Genomic DNA, 15005 nt, shown 5'->3' on the forward strand with positions numbered 1-15005 from the left:
ACCTGGCGAAGTTGCTGGATGCGGCGGGGCAGGGGCGGGGGTTGATTTCGATTTGTGCGGCTGGTGGCCAGGGTGTGACGGCGATCATCGAGCGCTAGAGGAGCAAAAGCTTGCCCTCACCCTAACCCTCTCCCGGAGGGAGAGGGGACTGATTGGGGGATATTGGAGAGGTTCACCGACGTGAGAGATTGGCTGTGAATCCATAATCGACACTTTTTTTCAGGTCGATGTATGACGCAAGACAACTCGGTCGGCTCCCTCTCCCCCCGGGAGAGGGCTGGGGTGAGGGGGCTTTTCAGGGCCCCCCCAATCTCAAGTCCGGAACCTGCGCACCAACCCATCCAGCTCATTCGACAAACCCGCCAGACTCTGCGAATCCAGCCGCGCCGAATTGGCCAGCTCGGCCACCAGTTGCGCATCACCATGAATCTGGCTGATGTGCCGATTGATGTCCTCGGCCACCTGATGCTGCTCTTCCGCCGCCGTCGCGATCTGCGTGTTCATGTCACGAATCACATCCACCGATTCCCGAATCTGCCCAAAGCTTTCCCGCGCCTCGCCAATGCGTGCCACCGATTGCTGCGACACGTCGAGGCTGGCCCGCATCTGCTGGGTCACCGCGCTGGTGCGTTTGGCCAGGTTGCCCAGCAGGCCGTCGATTTCCGCCGTCGAATCCGCCGTGCGTTTGGCCAGTGCGCGAACCTCGTCGGCCACCACCGCAAAACCACGCCCCTGCTCACCGGCCCGCGCCGCCTCGATGGCGGCGTTGAGCGCCAGCAGGTTGGTCTGTTCGGCAATGGAACGAATGGTGCCGAGGATCGACTGGATGTCATTGCTGTCACGCTCCAGTTGCTGCATCGACTGTGCCGACTGTTCCAGCTCCTGGCTCAGTTGATCGACGCTGTGCACCGCCGCATCGATCTGTTGCTGACCTTCGCGGGCCTGGCGCTGACCGCTGTCGGCCGACTCCGCCGCCTGGCTGCACGAGCGGGCGACTTCGTTGGCGGTGGCGACCATTTCGTGAAACGCAGTCGACACCATGTCCACCGCTTCGCGCTGACGGCCGGCGGCTTCAGCCATGTCGCCGGAGACCCGGGTCGAGCTCTGCGAAGTGGCAAGGATTTTCCCGGCCGCGCCGCCGATGTGCTGGATCAGGCTGCGAATCGCGGTGAGGAACTGGTTGAACCAGTTGGCCAGTTGCGCGGTTTCGTCGCTGCCACGGATGTCGAGGTTCTTGGTCAGGTCGCCTTCGCCCTGGGCGATGCCTTCCAGACCATTGGCCACGCTGCGGATCGGCCGCACGATCAGGCTGGCGAAACTGGCGCCGACCACGGCGAAGAACACCGCCAGCACCGCGGCTATGATTGCGATCAGCCAGGTCAGGCGGGTCGCCGAGCTCATCACTTCGTTCTGTTTGATCAGGCCGATGAAGGTCCAGCCCAGTTGCTCCGATGGCCAGACATTGGCCATGTAGCGCTCGCCGTTGAGCTCGATGTCAACCAGGCCTTTGCCGGCCTTGGCCAGTTGCGCGTAGCCGTCGCCGAGGCTGTCGAGTCGCTTGAAGTTGTGCTCCGGTTGCTTCGGATCGACCAGCACCGTGCCGGTGTTTTCCATCAGCATCAGGTAACCGCTTTCACCGAGCTTGATCTGTTTGACGATCTCAGTCAGTTGCTTGAGCGACACGTCAATGTTGACCACGCCACCCTGGGCGCCCAACTGGTTGGCGACCGCGCGCACGGTGCTGACCAGTACCGCGTCATCGCCGGCCCAGTAGTAGGCTTCGGTGCGCAGGGTCTTGCCCGGGTTGGCCATGGCGGTCTTGTACCACGGGCGGGTGCGCGGGTCGTAGTTGGCCATCTTCGGATCGCCCGGCCAGAAGGCATAGCCGCCGCTGTTCAATCCATAAGAAACGTAGGAGTAGGCAGGGTGGGCTTTGGCCAGCCCCTCGAACAGTGCAAACAGTTGTTTGTCGATCTCGCCATCCGAGGTGTCGGAAGCGTTGGCGCTCATGCGGCTGCGCACGCTGCCGTCGGCGTTTTTGACCAATGGTTGCGCCGCCAGGTAATCGACGTTCTGGCTGATGCCGTCGAAAAAAAGCTGCATGGCATTGCTGACCTGACGGATCTCGCGCCCGCTGCTGTCGACAAAATCGTCCCGGGCATCGCTGCGCAGGTTCAGTACCACCAGCGTGGCGACCAGCACCACGGGCAAGCAGGCGATGATTGCAAACGCCCAGGTCAACTTCTGTTTGATGTTCATCCGCGCTCCAGATTTTCTTGTAGGCCCACGCAGTGCAGATGACTCGCGGTTATTGGCAGCCGAAAAACCTATTTCTCACCCGTTTCCTTGGATGCGACATCGACATTTTTTTGGGAACGATTGTCGGACAAATTCCTCTGTCACAGAGGAATTCGGCCGCACGAGAGGGAAATTGAGGCCGGAAGAGAAAATTCTTACGAGCTGTGTGCGGCGGGATGTCAGATTCTGTCGCAAATGCCCTCAAGTCCTTGCGACAACAAGTTCGGTGGGCTCGGCTATGATTCGCAGCGGTCGATACAAGGGCGATGGATTGACGTATTTGATCCGGCACAGTGTGTGCATCCACAGGTTCACAGGTCGGCAACCCCTCCCCGTGATGCGAGGATTGCCGTATAACGAGTGACATTCGCGTGTTTGGTAATAAAGGACCCACAATAAAAGCTGATGAAGACTCCAAAACGCATTGAACCCCTGATCGAGGACGGTCTGGTCGACGAAGTGCTGCGTCCACTCATGAGTGGCAAAGAAGCAGCTGTTTATGTGGTGCGCTGCGGCAATCAGTTACGTTGCGCAAAGGTCTACAAGGAGGCGAACAAACGCAGTTTCCGCCAGGCGGCCGAGTATCAGGAAGGCCGCAAGGTTCGTAACAGCCGACAGGCCCGGGCGATGGCCAAGGGGTCCAAGTTCGGGCGCAAGGAAGCCGAAGATGCCTGGCAGAACGCCGAAGTCGCGGCGCTGTTCCGCCTGGCCAATGCCGGGGTGCGAGTGCCCAAGCCGTACGACTTCCTTGAAGGCGTGCTGCTGATGGAGTTGGTGGCCGACGAATACGGCGATGCCGCGCCGCGTCTGAACGACGTGGTGCTGGAACCGGATCAGGCCCGCGAATACCACGCGTTCCTGATTTCGCAGATCGTGCTGATGTTGTGTACCGGTCTGGTGCACGGTGACCTCTCGGAGTTCAACGTGCTGCTGACACCGACCGGCCCGGTCATCATCGACCTGCCGCAGGCGGTGGACGCCGCCGGCAACAATCACGCGTTCAGCATGCTGGAGCGTGACGTGGGCAACATGGCGTCGTACTTCGGCCGCTTCGCCCCGGAGTTGAAGAAAACCAAATACGCCAAGGAAATGTGGGCGTTGTACGAAGCGGGGACATTGCACCCGGCCAGCGTGCTGACCGGCGAGTTCGACGATCCCGAAGACCTGGCCGATGTCGGCGGGGTACTGCGCGAGATCGAAGCGGCGCGTCTGGATGAGGAGCGCAAGCAAGCCATCCGCGCGGCGGACGACGAGCCCAAGGGCAAGTCTGACGAACCGCCTCCGCCACCCTGGATGCAGTGAGCATCTGAAAAAGAAAACCCGGCTTCGGCCGGGTTTTACACATTCAAGGATTGATTGTGAGCACCACGTCCCGCAATGCCCGGCTGATCATCACGGCCCGGCTGATTTCCGATTTCGGCGCGTTCCTCAACATGGTGGCGCTGGCCACTTATGTCTATCTGCTGAGCAACAGCGCGATGAGCGTGGGGATTTTTCTCGCCAGTCGCGTGGGCGGCGGGATTTTCGCCAGCCTGATCGGCACCGCGTTCTATCGCCGATGCAGCGGCCGCTTGCCGTTGATTGCCTTCGATCTGCTGCGCGCCGCTGTGCTCGGGCTGTTGCTGATCGTTCCGGTCAGTCAGCAGGCGTTGTTGCTGCCGCTGATTGCGTTCGGTCTGGGCTTCGGTAATTCGATGTTCGCCATCGGTCTCAACAGTCAGTTGCCGCGATTGATCGAGTCGGCGCAGTTGCTCAAGACCAATGCCTGGATCACGTCCGCCTCGTCCATGGCGATGGTCGGCGGCAGTCTGGTGTCCGGGTTGCTGGTCGCGGGATTTGGTTTTGAAACGGTGTTCGCGCTGAATGCGCTGACCTATTTGTTGGCGGCGGCGTTGATCGTGCCGCTGCGGTTCAGTGCACCTGAGCCAGTGGTTGAATCCAGTGTTAAACAAGGTGAATGGTCGGCGTTGTTGCAAGGCCTGCGCAGCGCTCCGGTGGTGGCGGCGATGTTGGCGGTGACCATGGCCGACACCCTTGGCAGCGCTGCGCACAACGTCGGCTTCCCGATCATTTCCAGACTGCTCACGCCGGATTCAGCCAGCACCACGCTGGGCCTGATGCTCGCGGTGTGGGCCGCCGGCAAACTGCTCGGCGCGCGCATCGCCAGTCGCCTGAACGGCTCGGAAAACATCCATCTCGAGCGCCGCTATTTCGGCGGCGTGCTGCTGATGTCTTGCGGGTTCATCCTGATGTTCCAGCAGCACAGCGTCGTCGGTCTGTTGCTGTTTTCGCTGCCGGCCGGATTGGGTGACGGGTTCTCGGAAGTCGGCCTGATGTCGCGCTTGCAACGGGAGCCGGAGCCCCTGCGCCTGCCGATTTTCAGTTTCCTGACGCTGTTGCAGATGACCGGGTTCGGCGTCGGCATGCTGATCGCCGCACCGTTCTATGCGTGGTGGGCGCCGGGTGCCGTGGTGCTGTTGTTCCACGGCATTCCCCTCGCCACAGTGCTGTCGATGAAACTCCTGCTGCTCAGGCGCGAGCGGGTTGCGCGCAGCAGCCCGACGCCAGTTCCTTGAGGATCGGGCAGTCCGGGCGGTGGTCGCCGTGGCAGTGTTCGACCAGATCCTGCAGGGTGTCGCGCAGTTCGCCGAGTTCGCGGATCTTCTGATTCAGCTCGTCGATGTGCTGGCGGGCCAAAGCCTTCACATCGGCGCTGGCGCGCTGGCGGTCCTGCCAGAGGGTCAGCAGCTTGCCGACTTCCTCCAGCGAGAAACCCAGGTCCCGCGAGCGCTTGATGAACGCCAGCGTATGCAGGTCGTCATCGCCGTAGACGCGATAGCCGCTGTTGGTGCGATGGGCGGCCTTGAGCAGGCCGATCGACTCGTAGTAACGGATCATCTTCGCGCTCAGGCCGCTGTGGCGGGCCGCTTGGCCGATGTTCATCGGTTGTCCTCCAGATCCTCGGGTTTCCAGGTTTTCAACAGTAGCGCATTGCTCACCACGCTGACGCTCGACAGGGCCATCGCCGCACCGGCCAGCACCGGATTGAGGAAGCCGAACGCCGCCAGCGGAATGCCGATCAGGTTGTAGACGAAGGCCCAGAACAGGTTCTGGCGGATCTTCGCGTAGGTTTTGCGGCTGATCTCCAGCGCGGCCGGTACCAGCCGTGGATCACCGCGCATCAGGGTGATGCCGGCGGCGTGCATGGCCACGTCGGTGCCGCCGCCCATGGCGATGCCGATGTCGGCAGCGGCCAGTGCCGGAGCGTCGTTGATGCCGTCGCCGACCATGGCCACGACCCCGGTTTTTTTCAGTTCGGCGACGGTGGCGGCTTTGTCTGCCGGCAGCACTTCGGCGTGGACGTTTTCGATGCCCAGCGCTTCGGCGACGACGCGAGCGCTGCCTCGGTTGTCGCCGGTCAGCAGGTGGCTGTGGATATTTCGCGCCGCCAGTTGTTGCACCGCGTGCAGCGCGCCGGGCTTGAGGGTGTCGCCGAAGGCGAACAGGCCGAGTACGCGGGGCGCCGGACTTTGCTCGATCAACCACGACAGCGTGCGGCCTTCGTTTTCCCAGGCCTTGGCGGATTCGCTCAGGTTTCCGGCGTCCAGACCGGTTTCGTCCAGCAGCCGACGATTGCCCAGCGCCAGACGTCGACCGTCGAGATGGCCGGCGATGCCTCGGCCGGTCAGGGACTGACTGTCGCTGACATCCGGCACGCTCAGATGGCGTTCGGTACAGGCGTCCAGCACCGCTTTGGCCAGCGGATGTTCGCTGCCGCGTTGCAGCGCGCCGGCCGCTGTCAGCAGGGCGTTTTCGTCACCATCGATCGCACTGAAATGAGCGATGCGCGGGGTGCCGGAGGTCAGGGTGCCGGTCTTGTCGAACACCACACTGCTGACTTCATGGGCGCGCTCCAGTGCTTCGGCATCCTTGATCAGAATCCCGTGCCGCGCCGCCACGCCGGTGCCGGCCATGATCGCAGTGGGTGTTGCCAGGCCGAGGGCACAGGGGCAGGCGATCACCAGTACCGCGACGGCGTTGATCAACGCGGTTTCCAGTGGCGCGCCGTACAGCCACCAGCCGATCAGCGTGGCCAGGGCCAGCAGCAACACGGTCGGCACGAACACCTGACTGACTTTATCCACCAGTTTCTGGATCGGTGCCTTCGCCGCCTGTGCGTCTTCCACCAGACGGATGATCCGCGCCAGCACGCTTTCCGCGCCGAGCGCCGTGGTGCTTACCAGCAAGCGGCCTTCGCCGTTGATCGCACCGCCGGTGACCTTGTCGCCCGGTTGTTTGGGCACCGGCAGGCTCTCGCCGCTGATCAGTGCTTCGTCGGCGTGGCTCTGACCTTCCAGCACCTCGCCATCCACCGGGAAGCGCTCACCGGGTTTGACCAGTACAAGATCGCCGAGGCGCAGAGCACTGATGGCAACGTCCTGTTCGCGGCCATCGATGACTTGAATCGCCCGCTCCGGCCGCAACGCCTCCAGGGCGCGGATGGCGCTGGCGGTCTGGCGTTTGGCGCGGCTTTCCAGATATTTGCCGAGCAGCACCAGCGCGATGACCACCGCCGAGGCCTCGAAATACAGATGCGGCATGCGCCCGGCGGCGGTCGCCCATTCATAGAGACTCAGGCCGTAACCGGCGCTGGTGCCCAGCGCTACCAGCAAGTCCATGTTGCCGGCCCCGGCGCGTACGGCTTTCCACGCGGCCACATAAAACCGTGCGCCGAAAATGAATTGCACCGGAGTGGCGAGGGCAAATTGCACCCAGGCCGGCAGCATCCAGTGAATACCGAATGGTTGCAGCAGCATCGGCAGCACCAGCGGCAAGGCGAGGGCGATGGCGCAGATCAACGCCCAACGCTCGTGGTTGAGGCGTTGCTGATGATTGTCGGTCTGGTGTTCAAGTTCGAAGAGGCTGGCCGAATAGCCGGCCTTGCTCACGGCGGCGATCAGGGTTTGCGGGTCGACCGCGCCAAGCAGCTCAAGATGAGCGCGTTCATTGGCGAGGTTGACGCTGACACTTTTTACTCCCGGGACTTTGTTCAGCGCGCGTTCGACACGACCGACGCAGGAGGCGCAGGTCATGCCGTCGATGTTCAATTCCACGGTGTGCTGCGGCACGCTGTAACCGGCGCGTTCGACCGCCTCCATCAGTGCCGGCAGGCTGTCGCCGGGTGCCAGTACGCGGGCCTGTTCGGTGGCGAGGTTGACGCTGACGGCGCTGGCGCCGCTGACTTTGCTCAAGGCGCGCTCGACGCGGCCGGCGCAACTGGCGCAGGTCATGCCGCTGATGGGCAGATCGAACGTGGTGGAATCGGACATCGGTCGTACTCCCTGTAGTGGATGCCTACAGGATCAACCTTGCCATGCTGGCAAGGTCAAGTGCCAAAAAAAATGGGGGGAGCAAACCTGCTCCCCCCATTTTCGAAACGCTCAGTATTCGAGAGCGGCCGGCCGCAGGTACAACCCTTTGGCGTTTGCCGCGATCCGGTACTTCACCACATCCCCGGCCTTGAGCGAGATTTCCTGCGCCGGCGGTGCCAGCATGCCCGGCTGGCAACCCGGCACCTGGCTCGGTTCCAGCTTCAGACGAAGGGAGAACGTGCCGTGGGGCAGGTTGAACGAGGTGGACTGCTCCTGAAGGAGTCGCCCGGCGAACTGATCCTGGATGTACACGCCGATCTCGCAGGAGGTCGGCACTTCCAGACGCTCGCGGGAGATGATCAGAACGGCGTAATCCTCGCCGGTTGCGTTGGCCTGGGGCAGGCAGGCAAAAAGGCTGAGTACGCCAAACAGGCTGAAAGCTGACCAGCGCATGGCTGAATCTCCTGAATTCATGTCATTGATGCACGCAGCTTGGCCGAGCGCGGCGCCGATTGCCAGCCCGGCAGTTGTTTGCAGAACTTGACCTTGCCATCGTGGCAAGCTCGACACTGCCGGCAACCTCACTCAAAGGAGTCATTCCATGCAAGTGTTCACTGTTGAAGGCATGTCCTGCGGTCACTGTGTCAAAGCCGTCACCCAGGCGGTGCAGAGCAAAGATCCGGCGGCCAGCGTGCGGGTCGATCTGGCCGCGAAGGAAGTCGGTGTCGAAAGTGCGCTGAGTGCCGAGCAGGTCATCGAAGCGATCAGCGAAGAAGGATATGCGATCAAACTCGCCTGATCTTTTTAATAGTTAGCGAGCTACCGGAATGTTCAAGGCGTCCTCGCGCGGCTAGACTGTCGGGCTGCACACTCAACCCGATTGTCTGCCCGACCTGGACGCCTGATGAACTTCCGTACCCTTCTGATTCTCGGTGCCCTGACCGCTTTCGGTCCGTTGGCGATCGACTTCTATCTACCCGCTTTTCCCACCATGGCGCTGGCGTTCGGTACCGACGAGAAAGACGTTCAGCTGACGCTGTCGGCTTACTTCTTCGGCCTGTCCATCGGCCAACTGGCTTACGGCCCGGTGGCGGATCGCTTCGGCCGGCGGATTCCGTTGCTCATCGGTCTGACACTGTTCACGCTGGCGTCAGTGGCCTGCGCCTATGCACCGAATCTGGAGTGGCTGATCGGAGCGCGGCTCGTGCAGGCGCTGGGTGGTTGTGCGGGGATGGTGATTGCCCGGGCGGTGGTCAGCGACAAGTGCGACGCGGTGGGTTCGGCGAAAGTCTTCTCGCAGCTGATGCTGGTGATGGGGCTGGCACCGATTCTGGCGCCGATGCTCGGCGGTCTGCTGGTCAACACCACGGGCTGGCAGTCGATCTTCCTGGTGCTGACGGCGTTCAGTGCCCTCGCCGGACTGGCGGTGGCGCTCGGCCTGCCGGAAAGTCTGCCGGCGCATGTTCCGCGTCAGCCGTTGTCCGGTGCCCTGCGTCAGTACGGTCGATTGCTGACCGACCCGGTCTACATGGGCCATGCCCTGACTGGCGGTATCGCCATCGCCGGGATGTTTGCCTACATTGCCGGCTCGCCTTTCATTTTCATCAAGTTGTATGGCGTACCGGCCGAGCATTTCGGCTGGCTGTTCGGCACCAACGCGGCCGGGTTCATTCTGGTGGCCCAGGTCAATGCGCGACTGTTGGCCAAACGTGGTCCGGCCTTCCTGCTGTCGCGGGCGGTCTGGGTTTACCTGGGCGCCGGGCTGACGCTGCTCGCGGTCAGCGCCTTGCACACCGAAGCCCTGTGGCCACTGCTGATTCCGTTGTTCGTCTGCGTGGCCAGCCTTGGTTGCATCAGCCCCAATGCGGCGGCGTGTGCGATGAACGGGCAGGGCGGTCGCGCCGGCAGTGCTTCCGCCTTGCTCGGCAGCATGCAATTCAGCGTCGCCGCCGGGGCTTCGGCGCTGGTGGGAATTCTGCACGATGGCACCGCCGTGCCGATGGCCATGGTCATCAGCCTGTGCGGTCTGTTGGTCGTCTGCGCGGCGACGCTCACCCGACGCATGCAGAATGCCCGGGCGCTGGCAAAGGCGCAGGCTGAAATCCAGTAACGAAAGCCTCAGCCGACAGCGCGTTGCTGGCCGGGATCGGGAATCTGATGGGGCGCGTGCAGACGCGCTTCGAGGGTGCGAGTGAAGGCGCGAGCTTCGGCCTCACTGCGGAAGGTCACGGCGTGCTGGTCAAGGCGAACTTGCCATTGGGACTTTGCCACTTCTTTTATCAGGATCTTCATTGCTGACCTCCCGTACGTAAAAGATTGCCTCGCAGAGGTTTCGATTGTAGACCTGAATACGATCGCAATTGTGACAAGGCTCAAGCATCTGACTGACGGCAAAAAAACACCGCAGCCCCGAGCCAGCCACATCCGGCGCTGACGAAGACTGCGGTTTTTCGAGTTTTAGAAACCTTCTAAAACAATTTTTCCCTTGGCTTTGCCACTTTCGAGCAGTTCATGGGCGCGGCGCAGGTTGCTCGCGTTAATCGTGCCGAAATGCTCGCCAACGGTGGTTTTCAGCGTTCCGCTGTCGATCAGCGCGGCCACGCGGTTGAGCAGTTTGTGCTGCTCGATCATGTCCGCGGTTTCGAACAGAGAGCGGGTGTACATGAACTCCCAGTGCAGCGACAGGCTCTTGCGCTTGAGCTTGGTCACGTCCAGCGCTTTCGGATCGTCGATCAAAGCCAGTTTGCCTTGCGGCGCCAGGACCTCGACCAGTTGGTCCAGATGCTGGTCGGTCTGGGTCAGGCTGGCGACGTGAGTCACGTGGTCGATGCCGGTGCGCTTCAGTTCTTCGCTCAACGGCTGGCTGTGATCGATCACCCGGTCGGCGCCGAGCGCGGTCACCCAGTCGCGGGTTTGTGGGCGAGAAGCGGTGCCGATCACGTTGAGCCCGGTCAGTTGGCTGGCCAGTTGAGTGAGGATCGAACCCACGCCGCCGGCCGCGCCGACGATCAGCAGACTCTGACCTTCGTCGGTATTGCCTTCACGGATCTGCAGGCGCTCGAACAACAGCTCCCACGCGGTGATAGCGGTCAGCGGCAGGGCGGCGGCTTCGGCGAAGCCGAGGGTTTTCGGCATGTGGCCGACGATCCGCTCATCCACCACGTGCAGTTCACTGTTGCCACCGGCCCGGGCGATGGAGCCGGCGTAAAAAACCTTGTCGCCGGCCTTGAACAGCGTCACTTCACTTCCGACCGACTTCACCACGCCGGCCACGTCCCAGCCCAACACCTTGGCCGAGCCACCTTCAGGTGCGACGTTCTGGCGAACCTTGGTGTCGACCGGGTTGACCGAAATGGCTTTGACTTCCACCAACAGATCGCGCGGGCCGGCAACCGGCTCCGGCAGTTCGATGTCTTGCAGGGCTTTTTCGTCGCTGATCGGCAGGGACGCGTAATAGGCGATGGCTTTCATGGAGAACTCCGAAAGTGAATGTCAGGAAGGATTCAGGCGATGGCGCGCAGACGCTTGAGTTCGAAATGCTCGAGGAACCCGGCGGCCTGCGCCCGGAAATGCTGGATATGCGCGCTGGTGTCATGGGCCTGGAGGGCTTCGTCGCTGGCCCATTGTTCGATCATGTAAAAAGCCAGCGGGTTGGCCAGATCCTGGTGCAGGTCATATTGGCCGCAACCGGCTTCCGCGCGGGTCGGTTCGATCAGTGCGCGCAGGTGCTGCTCTAGAGCGTCCTGCTGACCCGGTCTGGCGATCAGGGTGGCGATGGCGGTGAAGGGTTGGGACATGGTCGGCTCCGAAAGGGGATGAATTCGATGGGAGGCATGATTGGCTATTTCTGTACGAGATAAAACCGGCTAAAAGAGCAGTCTCTTTCAATATTTTTTTGATAATCGAGGCTGATGATGTTGCGGTTCGATGACTTGCAGTTATTTGTCCGGGCGGCGGACCTGGGCAGTCTGTCGGCGGCGGCACGGGTGATGGACATGTCCGCCGCCGTGGCCAGCGCGGCGCTCAAGCGCATCGAGCAACAGCTCGGTGCACGATTGCTGGCGCGCTCGACCCGCAGTCTGCGGTTGACCTCCGAGGGCGAGGGCTTTCTCGAATATGCTCGGGCGGCGTTGAGCAATCTGGATGAAGGACGCCGCTTGTTGGCCAGCGGGCAGGATCAGGTGAGCGGGATCCTGCAACTGTCGGCGCCCTCGGATTTCGGCCGCAACCTGCTGCTGCCGTGGCTCGACGAGTTTCAGCGTGAACATCCGAGGCTGACGGTGCGTCTGTTGCTGGGCGACCGCATTGCTGACCTGTTTCGTCAGCCCGTGGACATCGCCCTTCGTTATGGCGAACCGGAAGATTCCAGTCTGGTGGCGCTGCCCATTGCGGCAAACAACCGGCGAGTTCTGTGCGCCTCCCCTGGCTACCTGGCGAAACACGGTGAACCGACGCAACTGGAACAGCTCGCGCAGCACAATTGCCTGCTGTACATGCTGGGCAGCCGGGTGCATGACCATTGGAGCTTTCACGATGGCAAGCGCGAAGTCGGCCTGACCGTCAGTGGTGATCGTTTCAGCGATGACGCCGACGTGGTGCGTCTGTGGGCGGTTGCGGGGGCGGGCATTGCCTACAAGTCGTGGCTGGATGTGGCCGACGATGTGCTCGCCGGACGCTTGAAAGTGCTGTTGCCAGGTTTGCTCTGCGAACGGGCTCCGCTGAATCTGCTGTGCGCCCATCGCGCTCAATTGAGTAAGCCGGTGAACCTGTTGAGGGAGATGCTCGCCAGTCGTTGCGCCGAATTGAGTAGCCGATTTCCCGTTTTTCCGCAGGTTGATCATTAGTCGCAGGTAAATAGCGAAATTTCTGTCAGGAACAATCACCAGCCGCACCCGCTCCAGCGCAGGACGCCGCTATCAACCCGCTTATACTAGCGTCCGCCTGAAGCCTGCACCGGCGCGCTGGCACAGGCACGATCAGATCGTCACTGACCGGTGGCGGTGGTGGCTGCGCCAAATGCAGCGAATGCCGGTGGCCGGGGTTGTTGCCTTGCCTTTTGCTCAGGGCATTTTGCGCGGTTTGGCCGACGACTGATTACGGGTCAAGATGTCTGCGGGCAGTAGACGATACGATTCAACAGGGAGTGAATACATGGAACATGCACCTTGCATCAGCCAGATCGCCACGTTGCTGGCCGATCCCAAACGCAGCGCAATGATGTGGGCGCTGATGGATGGCTCGGCCCGGCAGACCGAGGAACTGGCGCTGCTGGCGGGGCTTTCGCCGTCGTCGGCCAGCGCACATCTGGGGCGCTTGTCCGCTGGCGGTCTGTTGAAGGTCGAGGTCCGTGGGCGCAAACGTTTCTTCCGCCTCGCCGCTCCCGAAGTCGGCGCGGCGATCGAGGCACTGGCCAGTGCCTCGATCGCCAGCGCTCCGCAGAAAATTCCCGACGTGTTCAAGCGCTCGACACCGATTGCCAGACCACAGGCCGCCCCGTCTTCCCTGCTGCGTGCGCGTTTTTGTGATGATCATCTGGGCGGTACGCTGGCGGCCGACCTGTATCAACGCCTGCTCGATGCCGGATGGATCGAACAGCTTGAACACCGTGTGGTCGTCACCCACAAGGGGGCGACGCAACTGGCCAGTCGCGGGGTCTTCATCCAGGCACTGGCTCATCGCAATGTCCAGGTGGCCTGCGCTTGCCCGGACTGGAGCGAGCGTCGGCCGCACATGGGCGGCTCGCTGGGCGCGGCGTTGCTGCAGCTGTTCATGCAATCCGGCTGGTTGATGCTGCCCAACGATTCCCGCGCCTTGCAGTTGACGGCGGCGGGGCAGCGGGAGATTCACCGGTTTGCCCGGGAAACCGAGCTGGAAATGGCGTTGTAGAGCACTCGTTGTCATTGTCCTGATGACTGGCGTCGCCCACGACTGCGATCAGGTCGCATCTGGCACAAACGCCTGACGTCTATCGCGCACACTCGATCTGCGGACATTTCGGATAGAGGAGGTGGCATGGACACGGCAAGCTACAGCGCGGCCGATCGACTGGAACGGCTGCCGGTGAGCGGTTATCACCGGATCATTTTCATCATCATCGCCCTGGCGTTTTTCTTCGACTCCATGGATCTGGCGATGATGACCTTCCTGCTTGGCTCGATCAAAACCGAGTTCGGCCTGAGCAGCGCCGAAGCCGGGTTGCTCGCCAGTTCGAGCTTTTTCGGCATGGTACTGGGGGCGTCGCTCTCCGGGCTGCTGGCCGATCGTTTCGGGCGCAAACCGGTGTTTCAGTGGAGCATTGTGTTGTGGGGGCTGGCCAGTTACCTGTGTTCCACGGCGCAAACGGTCGAGAGTCTGACGCTGTTCCGCATCTTGCTGGGAGTCGGCATGGGCATGGAGTTTCCGATCGCCCAGTCGATGCTGTCGGAGCTGATCCCCGCGCAACGTCGCGGGCGATACATCGCTTTGATGGACGGTTTCTGGCCGCTGGGCTTTGTCGCTGCCGGGGTGCTGTCGTACTTCCTGCTGCCACTGATTGGCTGGCGCGACATCTTTCTGGTGCTGGCGGTGCCGGCGGTGTTTGTGCTGGCGATCCGCTTTTTCATTCCCGAGTCGCCACGCTGGCTGGAGCAGGCGGGCAAGCACGAAGCGGCGGACAAGGTGTTGTGCGCTATCGAGGACCGGGTACGGAAGTCGCTGGGCGGGGTCGCGTTGCCGGAGCCGGTTCGCCTGCCTCGGATGATCACGCCTCCGGGCAACTTCCTGTCGGCCCTTGGGCAGATCTGGTCGCCGCTGTACCGACAGCGCACCATGATGATCTGGAGCCTGTGGTTCTTCGCGCTGCTCGGGTTCTACGGCCTGACCTCCTGGCTCAGCGCGTTGCTGCAACAGTCGGGGTTCGCGGTCACCCAGTCGGTGTATTACACGGTGCTGATTTCCCTCGGCGGGATTCCCGGATTCCTGATGGCGGCCTGGCTGGTGGAGCGCTGGGGACGCAAGCCGGTGTGCATCGTCACGTTGCTCGGCGGCGGGGTGATGGCGTTTCTGTACGGCCAGAGCGCGGTGTTTGGCGGCAGCGTGGCGCTGCTGATCGGCACGGGGCTGTTGATGCAGTTTTTCCTGTTCGGCATGTGGGCGGTGCTCTACACCTACACGCCGGAGTTGTACCCGACATCGGCGCGGGCGACGGGCTCGGGGTTCGCCTCGGCCATCGGGCGTGTGGGCTCGCTGCTTGGGCCGTTGGTTACCGGTCTGGTGTTTCCGATCACCGGGCAGGGCGGCGTATTTGCGTTGGGGGCGTTGTGCTTTGCGGTGGCGGCGGGGGTGGTGTGGCTGTTC

Annotated in this window: 15 protein-coding genes; 8 read left to right on the forward strand and 7 right to left on the reverse strand. The window is 62.3% G+C overall.

Going from position 1 to position 15005, the window contains the following annotated elements; genetic code table 11:
• Positions 1-98 (forward strand): hypothetical protein (locus J5M72_RS29120; RefSeq protein ID WP_243433541.1); only part of this gene is annotated, 98 nt, incomplete at its 5' end.
• 214 nt (positions 99-312) lie between these two features.
• Here the strand turns inward: J5M72_RS29120 and J5M72_RS28535 are convergent.
• Positions 313-2259, reverse strand: coding sequence for a methyl-accepting chemotaxis protein (locus J5M72_RS28535; RefSeq protein ID WP_169428713.1), 1947 nt, complete (start codon positions 2257-2259; stop codon positions 313-315).
• A 444-nt stretch (positions 2260-2703) separates the two neighbouring features.
• Between J5M72_RS28535 and J5M72_RS28540 the strand changes: the two genes are divergently transcribed.
• Together J5M72_RS28540 and J5M72_RS28545 are read left to right on the forward strand one after the other, a co-directional pair.
• Positions 2704-3600, forward strand: a complete 897-nt coding sequence (locus J5M72_RS28540) for a PA4780 family RIO1-like protein kinase (RefSeq protein WP_011332300.1) — start codon at positions 2704-2706, stop codon at positions 3598-3600.
• 56 nt (positions 3601-3656) lie between these two features.
• Positions 3657-4874, forward strand: coding sequence for an MFS transporter (locus tag J5M72_RS28545; RefSeq protein ID WP_207868282.1), 1218 nt, complete (start codon positions 3657-3659; stop codon positions 4872-4874).
• On the opposite strand, the gene cueR is transcribed toward J5M72_RS28545, so the two are convergent.
• From cueR to J5M72_RS28560, 3 genes are all read right to left on the reverse strand, one after another.
• On the reverse strand, positions 4828-5241 hold the full coding sequence (gene cueR, locus J5M72_RS28550) for a Cu(I)-responsive transcriptional regulator (protein ID WP_207868284.1): 414 nt from the start codon (positions 5239-5241) through the stop codon (positions 4828-4830). The genes J5M72_RS28545 and cueR overlap by 47 nt on opposite strands.
• A complete protein-coding gene (locus tag J5M72_RS28555) occupies positions 5238-7628 on the reverse strand; it encodes a heavy metal translocating P-type ATPase (protein WP_207868286.1) in 2391 nt (796 codons plus the stop codon). The genes cueR and J5M72_RS28555 overlap by 4 nt, the downstream gene beginning before the upstream one ends.
• Positions 7629-7739: 111 nt before the next feature.
• A complete protein-coding gene (locus J5M72_RS28560; protein ID WP_207868288.1) occupies positions 7740-8123 on the reverse strand; it encodes a hypothetical protein in 384 nt (127 codons plus the stop codon).
• Between the two features lie 148 nt (positions 8124-8271).
• Here J5M72_RS28560 and J5M72_RS28565 point away from each other — a divergent pair, with 148 nt between their 5' ends.
• Positions 8272-8469, forward strand: coding sequence for a cation transporter (locus tag J5M72_RS28565; protein WP_007958490.1), 198 nt, complete (start codon positions 8272-8274; stop codon positions 8467-8469).
• 105 nt (positions 8470-8574) lie between these two features.
• Positions 8575-9780 carry a multidrug effflux MFS transporter gene (locus J5M72_RS28570; RefSeq protein WP_169428717.1) on the forward strand — a complete coding sequence of 402 codons (1206 nt, stop codon included), beginning with the start codon at positions 8575-8577 and terminating at the stop codon, positions 9778-9780.
• Between the two features lie 8 nt (positions 9781-9788).
• Here J5M72_RS28570 and J5M72_RS28575 read toward each other — a convergent pair whose 3' ends face one another.
• The 3 genes from J5M72_RS28575 to J5M72_RS28585 form a co-directional block, all read right to left on the reverse strand.
• On the reverse strand, positions 9789-9962 hold the full coding sequence (locus tag J5M72_RS28575) for a hypothetical protein (RefSeq protein ID WP_169428718.1): 174 nt from the start codon (positions 9960-9962) through the stop codon (positions 9789-9791).
• A gap of 165 nt (positions 9963-10127) precedes the next feature.
• On the reverse strand, positions 10128-11141 hold the full coding sequence (locus J5M72_RS28580; protein ID WP_207868290.1) for a zinc-binding alcohol dehydrogenase family protein: 1014 nt from the start codon (positions 11139-11141) through the stop codon (positions 10128-10130).
• 32 nt (positions 11142-11173) lie between these two features.
• Positions 11174-11467: a putative quinol monooxygenase gene (locus J5M72_RS28585; RefSeq protein ID WP_207868292.1), complete on the reverse strand. Its 294-nt coding sequence runs from the start codon at positions 11465-11467 to the stop codon at positions 11174-11176.
• A 117-nt stretch (positions 11468-11584) separates the two neighbouring features.
• Between J5M72_RS28585 and J5M72_RS28590 the strand changes: the two genes are divergently transcribed.
• The 3 genes from J5M72_RS28590 to J5M72_RS28600 all read left to right on the forward strand — a co-directional run.
• Positions 11585-12514 (forward strand): LysR family transcriptional regulator, encoded by a 930-nt coding sequence (locus J5M72_RS28590; protein ID WP_169428721.1) that lies wholly within the window; start codon positions 11585-11587, stop codon positions 12512-12514.
• Positions 12515-12821: 307 nt separating this feature from the next.
• The gene (locus J5M72_RS28595) at positions 12822-13556 is read left to right on the forward strand and encodes a helix-turn-helix transcriptional regulator (protein ID WP_169428722.1); all 735 of its coding nucleotides are present in this window, start codon (positions 12822-12824) and stop codon (positions 13554-13556) included.
• A 126-nt stretch (positions 13557-13682) separates the two neighbouring features.
• Positions 13683-15005 (forward strand): MFS transporter (locus J5M72_RS28600; protein ID WP_207868294.1); only part of this gene is annotated, 1323 nt, incomplete at its 3' end.

Origin of the sequence: Pseudomonas sp. 58(2021) (genome assembly GCF_017491585.1) — a bacterium.
Taxonomy (GTDB): Bacteria; Pseudomonadota; Gammaproteobacteria; order Pseudomonadales; family Pseudomonadaceae; genus Aquipseudomonas; species Aquipseudomonas fluorescens_BT.

What these genes read in the sequence shown, in the direction of transcription:
- J5M72_RS28535 (WP_169428713.1), bottom strand. Translation starts at nt 2,259, where the DNA reads ATGAACATCAAACAGAAGTTGACCTGGGCGTTTGCAATCATCGCCTGC.
- J5M72_RS28540 (WP_011332300.1), top strand. Translation starts at nt 2,704, where the DNA reads ATGAAGACTCCAAAACGCATTGAACCCCTGATCGAGGACGGTCTGGTC.
- cueR (WP_207868284.1), bottom strand. Translation starts at nt 5,241, where the DNA reads ATGAACATCGGCCAAGCGGCCCGCCACAGCGGCCTGAGCGCGAAGATG.
- J5M72_RS28555 (WP_207868286.1), bottom strand. Translation starts at nt 7,628, where the DNA reads ATGTCCGATTCCACCACGTTCGATCTGCCCATCAGCGGCATGACCTGC.
- J5M72_RS28560 (WP_207868288.1), bottom strand. Translation starts at nt 8,123, where the DNA reads ATGCGCTGGTCAGCTTTCAGCCTGTTTGGCGTACTCAGCCTTTTTGCC.
- J5M72_RS28565 (WP_007958490.1), top strand. Translation starts at nt 8,272, where the DNA reads ATGCAAGTGTTCACTGTTGAAGGCATGTCCTGCGGTCACTGTGTCAAA.
- J5M72_RS28570 (WP_169428717.1), top strand. Translation starts at nt 8,575, where the DNA reads ATGAACTTCCGTACCCTTCTGATTCTCGGTGCCCTGACCGCTTTCGGT.
- J5M72_RS28575 (WP_169428718.1), bottom strand. Translation starts at nt 9,962, where the DNA reads ATGAAGATCCTGATAAAAGAAGTGGCAAAGTCCCAATGGCAAGTTCGC.
- J5M72_RS28580 (WP_207868290.1), bottom strand. Translation starts at nt 11,141, where the DNA reads ATGAAAGCCATCGCCTATTACGCGTCCCTGCCGATCAGCGACGAAAAA.
- J5M72_RS28585 (WP_207868292.1), bottom strand. Translation starts at nt 11,467, where the DNA reads ATGTCCCAACCCTTCACCGCCATCGCCACCCTGATCGCCAGACCGGGT.
- J5M72_RS28590 (WP_169428721.1), top strand. Translation starts at nt 11,585, where the DNA reads ATGTTGCGGTTCGATGACTTGCAGTTATTTGTCCGGGCGGCGGACCTG.
- J5M72_RS28595 (WP_169428722.1), top strand. Translation starts at nt 12,822, where the DNA reads ATGGAACATGCACCTTGCATCAGCCAGATCGCCACGTTGCTGGCCGAT.